Below are 9,950 nucleotides of genomic sequence, written 5' to 3'. Positions count from 1 at the left end.
CGTACACGCCGCCGGAGAAAATGATTTCCATTTTCTTTGCGCCTGCGGGCGCAAACTCTGCGAGGCTTTTTCGACAGGCTCTCAAACGAGACCCGCTTCCCCGGGCTGCCAGCGGCAGCGGTCGATGGCGACGCGGCCGTCCTGCGTGAACGGGACGCCCTCGGCCTCCAGCATGGCGCGGCGCAGCGGGGCATATTCCCCGCCTGCGATCGTGCCGTCCTCGCGGATGACACGCTGCCACGGCAGTTCGTCCGGGCAGCAGCGCATGGCCCAGCCGACCTGCCGCGCGGCCCGCGGCGCGCCGAGCATACGGGCCAGCTGACCGTAGGAGGCGACAAAGCCGGGTGGGATCTGCGCGACGAGCGCATAGACGGAGGCAAAAAGCGACGGTGCTTCCGCCATGGTCAGCGGCCCTTCCGGTGGAAGAGCTTTTCCCAGAGAGAGCGCTTTTTCTGCGGGACAGCGGTGCTCTGCTGCTGCGCGGCTTCGACGGCACGCTTCATGAGCAGGACCTGTGCGCAGACCGGCTCATAGGAAGGTGGCTTTTTCGTATACGTTCCGTCCGGCAGCAGGACGCGCGCCTTGACGGTGTCCGCCAGCATGGCGTCCAGAATTTCGTGGAGCCGGCGGTGAATTTCCGGGCTGCGAATGGGACAGGCGATCTCCACGCGGCGGACGGTGTTGCGCGTCATCATGTCGGCAGACGAGATATAGACGTGCTCCTGCTCGCCGCGGCCGAAGCAGAAGATGCGGGAATGCTCCAGAAAGCGGCCAACGATGCTCGTGACGGTGATGTTGTCCGTATAGCCCGGCACGCCGGGGGCGAGGCAGCAGATACCGCGGATGATGAGCTCGACGCGGACGCCCGCCTGCGAGGCGCGCGACAGGGCGTGGATGACGTCGATATCCGTCAGAGAATTGAACTTCATCAGAATGTAGCCGTTTGGGCCGAGCGCTGTCTGTTCCTCGATGCGTGCGAGGATCGGCTTCTTCAGCTGGTGCGGCGCAACGAGCAGCGTGCCGTAGCTGCCCTCGAGATTGCCGAGCGCCATATTGCTGAAGAAGGCCGCGGCGTCCGCGCCGATATTCTGGTCTGCCGTAACGAGCGAGACATCCGTATACTGCTTTGCGGTCTTCTCGTTATAATTGCCTGTGCCGATCTGCGTGACATGGCGCAGTGCGCCGCGCTCCCGCAGAGTGATGAGGCAGATCTTGGAATGGACCTTGTAGTCCTCAAAGCCATAGAGCACCTTGCAGCCCGCTTCCTCCAGCCGCTCGGACCAGTCGATGTTATTCTGCTCGTCAAAGCGGGCGCGCAGCTCGATGAGGACGGTTACGTCCTTGCCGTTTTCGGCAGCGGCGCAGAGATAGTCCACGAGCTTGGCCTTGCGGGCCAGCCGATAGATCGTGATGCGGATGGACAGAACGTCCGGCGCATTGGCCGCTTCGCGCACCATCTGCAGGAATGGCTCCATGGATTCATAGGGATAGGACAGGAACAGGTCACGCTTCAGCGCGGCGCGCAGCAGGCTCTGGCCCGGCAGCAGCATGGCGGGCTGCTGCGGCGTGAAGGGCGGGTCGGACAGGGCGGCGCGGCGCGCCTCCGGCAGATGCTCGCCGAGGGAGAAGGCGTAGTCCATGCACAGCGGCGCCTCGCAGGAGACGAAGATCTGTTCGCCGGAGATATCGAAGCGCTTGCGGAACAACTCGGCAAAGTGCCCGCTGATGGGCGCGGAAAGCTCCACGCGCACGACGCACAGCCGCCTGCGCTCCCGCAGCAGCTTTTCCATCTTGGCGCGCAGGTCGATCTCGCGGCCGTCCGGCGCGAACGGCTCGTCGTCCGGGTTGATGTCCGCATTGCGCGTGACGCAGAACACGACCTTTTCGAGCGTGCTGTACATCTCAAACACGCTGTCTGCGTAAAACAGCAGGACCTCCTCGAGCGGAACGTAGCGGCAAATGCCATTCTGCTCCGGCAGGAATAGAAGCTCCGGCACGGAGGGCGGCATGGGGATAAGACCCCAGAATTCCGATTTTTTCCGCGACAGCCGCACGCCGACGTGCAGCGTCTTGCTGGCAAGATGGGGAAAGGGATGATGTGCGTCGACGATCTGCGGCGAGAGCAGCGGCTGAATGGCCGTGCGGAAGAGCTGGCGGATATAGTGGTGCTCGTCCTGCGTCAGCTCGTTCATGCGCAGGCGCTGCAGGCCCTCTGCGCCAAGCTCCCGCTCCACGCGGCGGAAGACACGGTCACGTCGCTCATATAACGGGGCCGTCGCCGCATAGATCCGCTCGAGCTGCTCCTTTGCCGTCAGGCCGGATTTGTTGTCCACGCCGTGGCCGCCCAGTGCGGCGACGTCGCCGAGGCTGCCGACGCGGATCATATAGAATTCATCGAGATTGCTCGTGAAAATGGAGAGAAATTTCACGCGCTCCAGCAGGGGGACGGTCTCGTCCTCCGCCTCCTCAAGCACGCGGGCGTTGAATTGCAGCCACGAAAGCTCCCGGTTCTGCGTGTAGCCCTTTTCCCAGATCGGTTCCGTCATGGGGTCTGCTCCTTTCCAGATGTTTTGCTCCATTATACCGGAAATGCGCGGCTGCTGCAATCCCGGCGTTGTAAAATCATGAAAATTTGACACTCCCCCCTTTTCAAGTGCGGCAAAAAGTCGTATGATGATAGAGATGATAAGAACTCAGAGTGTCAAAAAACTGCCAAGCCAAAAGTTTCGGAGGGAAGGAAAGTGTGAAAGGAAATCGTCAGGGTGTCCTTTCACGTTCAATCACCCGCCGCAGCGGCAGAATTGCAAAATAATAATACAAAATTCTATTTTGCAATTCTGGAATCAGCTTGGCGAAAAAGCCCAAAGGGACTTTTTTGACAAGCTGAAGAATTACAGGAGGGACGAAACCATGAAAATCGGTATGCTGACATCCGGCGGCGACTGCCAGGGCCTGAATGCGGCCCTGCGAGGCGTGGCAAAGGCGCTGTATCAGGAATTCGGGACCGCCGTGACCATCTATGGCATCCGCGACGGCTACCGCGGCCTCATCGAGGGCGACTATCACCCCATGGAGCCGCAGGATTTTTCCGATATCCTCACGCGCGGCGGCACGATCCTCGGCACGTCGCGCCAGCCGTTCAAGACCATGCAGCAGGCAGAGGAGAACGAGGCAACAAAGCTCGAGAAAATGCTCGATACCTGCCGCCGCGCCCGCTTTGACTGCCTGGTCATCCTCGGCGGAAACGGCACGCACAAGACGGCAAACCTCCTTTCGGAGCACGGCATTCCCGTTGTGACGCTGCCGAAGACCATCGACAACGACCTCTGGGGCACGCAGGTGACGTTCGGCTTCCAGTCGGCCATGAACATCGCCGTGGAGGTCATCGATTCCATCCATTCCACGGCGTTCTCGCACAGCCGCGTGTTTATCGTGGAGATCATGGGACATAAGGCAGGCTGGCTGACACTGCATGCGGGCATTGCCTCTGGCGCGGACGTCATCGTTATCCCGGAGATCCCATATGACGCGCGGGCCATTGCGGCTGCCATCCAGCAGCGCGCCCGCGGGGGCAAGCGCTTCTCCATCGTCGCGGTGGCGGAGGGCGCCATCAGCCGCGAGGAGGCTGCCATGAGCAAGAAGGACTTCAAGGCCGCCCGGGCGGCCATGCCGTATCCGTCCATTTCCTACCGCCTGGCAGATGAGCTGCAGAAGATCACCAGTCAGGAAATCCGCGTGACGATCCCCGGCCACTTCCAGCGCGGCGGCGCGCCCTGTGCGGCAGACCGCCTGCTGTGCACGCGCCTCGGCGTGGCGGCGGCGGAGCTCATCCGCGAGGGAAAGTTCGGCAACATGGTTGCCGTGCAGAACGACCGCATCGTGCCGGTGCCGCTCAAGGAAGTTGCCGGGCGTCTGAAGACCGTCCCGGTGGACGGCGAGCTCGTCCGTGCGGCGCGGGAGCTTGGCCTGTGCATGGGAGACTGACAAACATCGGGCCGGGAGCACTTCACAATGCCCCCGGCCCGATATTTTTTTGATTAGGCGGTTTCCTGCGTACGAAGCGTGCGCAGCAGGGCGGCGCAGCCCTCGTCGATCTCGGCTTCCGCCTTGCGGAAGTCGCGCGTGTACCACGGATCGGCGATCTCATGCGGATGATCCGTGTAGTCCAGCAGCAGATGGACCTTATTTTCGGGGTCGCCGCCGAAGATGCGCAGCATATCGCGGCGGTTGCGTGCGTCCATGCCGATGAAATAGTCGTAGTTCGGGTAATCCTCGCGGCGGAGCTGCACGGAGTATTTCCCCTTGCAGGAGATACCGCGGGCCTCAAGCAGGGCGCGGACGGGCGGATAGACGGGGTTTCCAACCTCGTCGCCGGTGTTGGCGGCGGACGAGATGACCCAGTCAAGCCCCTCCTTGCGCACGAGCTGCTTCATGACCAGCTCGGCCATAGGGCTGCGGCAGATATTTCCGGTGCAGACGAACATGATTCGAATCATTGGCTTGCGGATCCTTTCTCAGACGGCTCCATCGGCACGACGTCGACCACGGTCAGCCGGCCCTCGGAGACGGTAAAATGAATGTCAAAGCCCGCGAAGCCCATGCCGTAGCGGCGCGCGGGATCGTCCTGATAGGACGGCCGGGGATCGTGCGACAGCACGCCGAGCAGGGCGCTGCGGTGCGCCTCGGGGATGTGTGCGAGCAGCTCCGGCGGGAAATCGACGTCCAGCAGCAGGTCGGGCGCAAGAGCCGTGAAGCCTGCGCGGGCATCGGGAAAGCAGTCGGAATAGGGAAGATAGGGCTTGATATCGAACACGGGCGTGCCGTCCATGAGGTCAGCCCCTGACAGGCACAGAACAGGCCCGAGCTTTGCATCCTGCCGGACGCCGGTCAGGACGACGCAGGACATGCCGAGCGGGTTCGGCCGGAACGGCGAGCGCGTGGCGAACACGCCGAGGCGCGTATTGCCGCCAAGGCGCGGCGGGCGGACCGTCGGCGACCACGAGGCACGGCGGTTGGCGGAAAACTCCCAGATGAGCCACAGACGGTCAAAGCCCTCGATGCCGCGCAGGGCGTCCGGATTGCGGAATTCCGGCGTGAAGATCAGCTCCGAGCGCAGCTCCGGCACGACGCCGCTCTGGCGCGGGATGCCGAATTTCCCGGGGAATTCGCTGTGCACATGCGCAATGGGACGGAGAACGCAGGTCTCTTCCATGCTTGCCCTCCTTACAGCTGCGAGAACACGTCGCCGAGCGAGGCGTGCAGCACAAGCCCGGCCATGTCGTCATAGGGCGTCTCGTCGCGGTTGATGAGGGCGAGACGGTCACCGCGGTAGTAGCCGAGCAGGCCCGCAGCGGGGTAGACGGTGAGGCTTGTCCCGCCGACGAGCAGCACATCGGCCTGCCGGATGGCGGAAATGGCCCCGGCCAGCGTTTTCTCGTCGAGCGCCTCCTCATAGAGCACGACGTCGGGCTTCACGATGCCGCCGCAGGTGCAGCGGGGGATGCCCTGCGCATCGCGGATAAACTCGGCGGGATAAAATTTGCCGCATTTCATGCAGTAATTGCGCAGAACGCTGCCGTGCAGCTCATAGACGCGCTTGCTCCCGGCCTTCTGGTGCAGACCGTCGATGTTCTGCGTGACGACGGCGGCCAGATGTCCCTCCTGCTCCAGTCGGGCGAGCACGCGGTGCGTGACGTTCGGCTCAAAGCCGAGCGGGAGCATTTTTTCGCGGTAGAACCGGTAAAAATACTCCGGATTATTCAGAAAGAAGCTGTGGCTGATGATCGTCTCGGGCGGGTAGTCGAATTTCTGGTGGTACAGGCCGTCTACGCTGCGAAAATCGGGAATGCCGCTTTCCGTGCTGACGCCTGCGCCGCCGAAAAACACCATGCGCTTACTCTCTGCGATCCAGCTGCGCAGCTGCTCGATCTTCGTCTTCATCTGCGATCTCCCTCAGAATTTTTTTGTCCTCCTTGCTGTCGAGCCGCAGGGCGGCATACAGGTCGGGACGGCGCTCCCGCGTGCGGAGGATGGACTGCTTCCTGCGCCAGCGTGCGACCTTGGCGTGGTCGCCGGAGAGCAGGATATCCGGCACGCGCAGGCCGTGCCACTCGGCGGGGCGGCTGTATTGGGGATATTCCAATGTGCCCGCCCAGTGGCTCTCATCCTCAAAGCAGGCCGCATCGGACAACACGCCCGGCACAAGGCGGCAGACGGCGTCTGTAATGGCCATGGCCGGGATCTCACCGCCGGTGACGACGAAATCGCCGATGGAAAGCTCCTCGTCGACGCACTCGTCGATGAAGCGCTGGTCGATGCCTTCGTAATGCCCGCAGACAAAAACAAGATTGTCCATTTTTGCCAGACGGCGGGCGTCGCTCTGGTCAAACACATGCCCGGCGGGGGAGAGGTAGATCGTGTGGACGGGCGCACCTGCCTCATCGCAGACATGGCACCAGCAGCGGTAGAGCGGATCTGCCTGCAGCACGGCACCGTGGCCGCCGCCGTAGGGGTAGTCGTCCACCTGATTCTGCCGGTTCGCAGTGTAATCCCGGATCTGGTGCGTTTCGATGCGGAGAATGCCGCGCTCCTGCGCGCGGCCGAGGATAGACTCGCTCAGCACGTCGCCGACGGTGTCCGGGAAGAGCGTCATGATATCAATTCTCATCGATTGCCATTCCTTCGATCAGGTGCAGGCGCACATAGCCCTCGTCAACGCGAATTTCGCGGACGAATTCCCTGACGGCCGGGACCATATAGCGCTTTTCGCCCGCGATGACATAGACGTCGCTCGACGGCATGGTCAGCACGTCCTCGATGCGGCCAAGTTCTGCGCCGTCCTCGTCCAGCGCGCGGCATCCAATGAGATCGGCAATGAAAACGCTGCCCTCCGGCAGCTTTGCCTCGTCCCGGTCGATGCAGACGCGCTTGCCGCGCAGAGCCATGCCCTGCTCCGGCGTGTCGATGCCCTCAAGGCTTGCCAGCACGCACGTCTTGTGCACGCGGGCGGAGCGGACGGCATAGGGGCGGCCGTCCAGATAGAACGTATCAAATTGCAGCAGGAATTCGGGGCCGTCCGCCCACGGCAGGATCTTGACCTCTCCCTGCACGCCGTGGGTGCTGACGATCTCGCCCGCTTCCAGATATTTTTTCTGCATGCTGTCCTCCTGCTCAGAGCTTGTCATAGGTCTTTTCCAGAAAACGCTCGGCCTTGACGATCACGCGCTCGTGCTGTGCATGGCCGATCTCGCCCGCCTCGTCGTAGGCTGTGACGGTGAAGGTGATCTTTTTGCCGTCGACCGCCGTGACGACGGATTCTGCGCGGACTTCCATGCCGACGGGCGTGGCGGCCGTGTGGAAAAGCTGCAGGGAAACGCCGACGGACGTCTCGCCCTCTGCCAGATATGGCGCGATGCTCTCGCAGGCGGCACCCTCCATCAGGGCGGCCATGCAAGGCGTTGCATAGACGAGCAGATCGCCGGAGCCGACGGACTTTGCAGTGTCCTCCTGCTCGACGAGCGTCTCGCTGTGGCCCTGCAGTCCAATTTCAATTGCCATAGTCATAATCCTCCAAATGGACCAGAGGCAGCACCGCATCCTTGCACCTTCGGCCTTCGCCGGATATTTTTTGCCGAATGCTCTTGCGGAATTGTGCGGTGCCAGCCTGATTTCTCACATAGTATAGTACCAAATTTGCAGGGTCAGGTCAATGCAAAACAAAAATAAAGATTGCCATTTTGGCGATTCCGGGCTATAATCTGGGTAATAACATATGCATGAGAGGTGCAGTATGAAAACGAATGAAAAACTCAATCTGACCATGCTCTGCGATTTTTACGAGCTGACCATGGGCAACGGCTACTTTGTGGACGGGAAGGCGGATCAGATCTGCTATTTTGACGTCTTCTTCCGCAATGTTCCGGACGGCGGCGGCTTTGCCATTGCGGCAGGTCTGGAGCAGGTGGTCGAGTATATCCGCGATCTGCATTTTTCTGAGGACGACCTCGCCTATCTCCGCGGCCGCGGCATCTTTGACGAGGGCTTCCTGCACTATCTGGAGAATTTCCACTTCACGGGCGACATCTACGCCGTGCCGGAGGGCACGCCGGTCTTCCCGCGCGAGCCGATCCTGACGGTCCGCGCCCCGGCCATCGAGGCCCAGCTCGTCGAAACGTATATCCTGCTGGCGCTGAACCACCAGAGCCTCATTGCCACAAAGGCCAACCGCGTCGTCCGCGCGGCGGAGGGCCGCCGCGTGCTGGAGTTCGGCTCCCGCCGGGCGCAGGGCGCGCAGGCTGCCATCCTCGGCGCGCGCGCTGCCTACATCGGCGGCTGCGACGGAACGGCCTGCACGATCTCCGATCAGCTCTACGGCGTATTCGCGGGCGGCACGATGGCCCATTCGTGGGTGCAGATGTTCGACAGCGAATATGAGGCCTTCAAGCGCTACTGCGAGCTGTACCCGACGAACGCCGTTCTGCTCGTCGACACCTACAACACGCTCAAGAGCGGTGTGCCGAACGCCATCCGCGCGTTCAACGAGGTGCTGCGCCCACTCGGCATCCGCAAGTGCGGCATCCGCCTCGACTCCGGCGACATGACGTACCTGACGAAAAAGGCCCGCAAAATGCTCGACGAGGCCGGCTGGACGGAGTGCGAGATTTCCGTGTCGAATTCGCTGGACGAATACCTCATTCAGGACCTGCTGCGGCAGGGCGCACAGATCGACATGTTCGGCGTCGGTGAGCGCCTCATCACGGCCAAGAGCGAGCCGGTGTTCGGCGGCGTATATAAGCTCGTGGCTGTCGAGCGTCCGGACGGGACAATCGAGCCGAAGATCAAGATCTCCGAGAACGTCGGCAAGATCACGAATCCGCATTTCAAAAAGCTCTACCGCTTCTACGGCGCGGACACGGGCAAGGCCATTGCGGACTATCTCTGCCTGCACGACGAGACCGTGAACGACGGAGAGGATCTGGAAATTTTCGACCCGGAGGCGACTTGGAAGCGCAAAAAGGTCTATAACTTCCATGCCCGCGAGCTGCAGGTCCCCGTGTTCCGGAACGGCGAGCTCGTCTACCAGCTTCCGACGCTCAACGAAATTCGCTCCTACTGCCGCGAGCAGGTCGACACACTTTGGGACGAGGTCAAGCGATTTGACAACCCGCATACCTACTATGTGGACCTCTCTCAGAAGCTCTGGGAGATCAAATACCGTCTGCTGAAGGACAACGCATGCGGAGAGCACCATGCGTAAGCGCGGCGCGGCGGCTCGGATGGCCCTGTGCGGTGTGCTTGCCGCGTTGGCGGTCGCGCTGATGTTCCTCGGCGGGACCGTGCCGTTTGCCTCCATCGCCTGCCCGGTGCTGGCCTCGCTTGTGCTCATCCCGGTCTACTGCGAGTGCGGCTGGAAATGGGGCCTGCTGTGGTACGCCGCCGTGGCCGCTCTGGCCGCGCTGCTGGCGCCGGAGAAGGAAGCGGCCGTGCTGTTCGTGTTCTTCGGCTACTATCCCATGCTGCGAAAGCTCATCGGCAGGCTGCGCGTGCGCGCGGCTGCGTGGGTGGTCAAGCTCGTGTATGTCAATGCGGCGGTCTTTGCGGCCTATGGCCTGATGCTCTATGTCTTCCATCTGACGGCTGTCATGGAGGACTTTGCGGGCATGGGGAAGGCCATGCTGGCCGTGCTCCTTGTGCTGGCAAACGTGACGTTCGTGATCTATGACGTGCTTATCGCGCGGCTGGAGGTCTATTATCACGTCCGCCTGCGCCCGAAGCTGCATCTGTGAATAAACGTGTAAAAATGGGAGACTGTGCGGCTGCACAGTCTCCCCAGCTTGTCAAAAAAGTCCCTTCGGGATTTTTCGCCAAGCTGCCTTCAGAATTGCAAAATGAAATTTTGTAGTATTATTTTGCAATTCTGCCGCTGCGGCGGGTTATTGAACGCGAAAGGA

At 61.7% G+C, this 9,950-nt stretch carries 11 protein-coding genes; 3 read left to right on the top strand and 8 right to left on the bottom strand.

Features of this window, described 5'->3' with window-relative positions:
* Positions 1-81: 81 nt before the first annotated feature.
* Together WMO66_RS07780 and ppk1 are read right to left on the bottom strand one after the other, a co-directional pair.
* On the bottom strand, positions 82-402 hold the full coding sequence (locus WMO66_RS07780) for an MGMT family protein (RefSeq protein WP_349135856.1): 321 nt from the start codon (positions 400-402) through the stop codon (positions 82-84).
* Between the two features lie 2 nt (positions 403-404).
* Positions 405-2,546, bottom strand: coding sequence for a polyphosphate kinase 1 (gene ppk1 / locus WMO66_RS07775; RefSeq protein WP_349135855.1), 2,142 nt, complete (start codon positions 2,544-2,546; stop codon positions 405-407).
* A 364-nt stretch (positions 2,547-2,910) separates the two neighbouring features.
* On the opposite strand from ppk1, the gene WMO66_RS07770 reads away from it, so the two are divergent.
* A complete protein-coding gene (locus WMO66_RS07770; RefSeq protein ID WP_349135854.1) occupies positions 2,911-3,984 on the top strand; it encodes a 6-phosphofructokinase in 1,074 nt (357 codons plus the stop codon).
* Positions 3,985-4,037: 53 nt separating this feature from the next.
* Here the strand turns inward: WMO66_RS07770 and WMO66_RS07765 are convergent, their stop codons facing one another.
* Genes WMO66_RS07765 through WMO66_RS07740 form a run of 6 tightly spaced genes read right to left on the bottom strand, consistent with a single transcriptional unit; the run spans position 4,038 to position 7,557 of the window.
* Positions 4,038-4,496 (bottom strand): low molecular weight protein-tyrosine-phosphatase, encoded by a 459-nt coding sequence (locus WMO66_RS07765; RefSeq protein WP_349135853.1) that lies wholly within the window; start codon positions 4,494-4,496, stop codon positions 4,038-4,040.
* Complete coding sequence (gene tsaA, locus WMO66_RS07760) at positions 4,493-5,212, bottom strand: tRNA (N6-threonylcarbamoyladenosine(37)-N6)-methyltransferase TrmO (RefSeq protein WP_349135852.1); 720 nt, start codon at positions 5,210-5,212, stop codon at positions 4,493-4,495. Before tsaA ends, WMO66_RS07765 begins: the two co-directional genes overlap by 4 nt.
* Positions 5,213-5,223: 11 nt before the next feature.
* Positions 5,224-5,940 carry an NAD-dependent protein deacylase gene (locus WMO66_RS07755; RefSeq protein WP_349135850.1) on the bottom strand — a complete coding sequence of 239 codons (717 nt, stop codon included), beginning with the start codon at positions 5,938-5,940 and terminating at the stop codon, positions 5,224-5,226.
* On the bottom strand, positions 5,894-6,667 hold the full coding sequence (gene trmD, locus WMO66_RS07750) for a tRNA (guanosine(37)-N1)-methyltransferase TrmD (protein ID WP_349135849.1): 774 nt from the start codon (positions 6,665-6,667) through the stop codon (positions 5,894-5,896). Before trmD ends, WMO66_RS07755 begins: the two co-directional genes overlap by 47 nt.
* Entirely contained in the window at positions 6,657-7,157 is a 501-nt protein-coding gene (gene rimM / locus WMO66_RS07745) for a ribosome maturation factor RimM (protein ID WP_349135847.1), read from the bottom strand. The genes trmD and rimM overlap by 11 nt, the downstream gene beginning before the upstream one ends.
* Before the next feature lie 13 nt (positions 7,158-7,170).
* The gene (locus WMO66_RS07740) at positions 7,171-7,557 is read right to left on the bottom strand and encodes a thioesterase family protein (RefSeq protein ID WP_349135846.1); all 387 of its coding nucleotides are present in this window, start codon (positions 7,555-7,557) and stop codon (positions 7,171-7,173) included.
* Positions 7,558-7,789: 232 nt separating this feature from the next.
* Here WMO66_RS07740 and WMO66_RS07735 point away from each other — a divergent pair, with 232 nt between their 5' ends.
* Entirely contained in the window at positions 7,790-9,256 is a 1,467-nt protein-coding gene (locus tag WMO66_RS07735; protein ID WP_349135845.1) for a nicotinate phosphoribosyltransferase, read from the top strand.
* Positions 9,249-9,785 carry a hypothetical protein gene (locus tag WMO66_RS07730; protein ID WP_349135844.1) on the top strand — a complete coding sequence of 179 codons (537 nt, stop codon included), beginning with the start codon at positions 9,249-9,251 and terminating at the stop codon, positions 9,783-9,785. Before WMO66_RS07735 ends, WMO66_RS07730 begins: the two co-directional genes overlap by 8 nt.
* Positions 9,786-9,950 lie beyond the last annotated feature (165 nt).

It is taken from the genome of Faecousia intestinalis, from assembly GCF_040096185.1.
Taxonomy (GTDB): Bacteria; Bacillota; Clostridia; order Oscillospirales; family Oscillospiraceae; genus JAZOXB01.
This window is presented reverse-complemented; position numbering and strand designations above follow the sequence as displayed.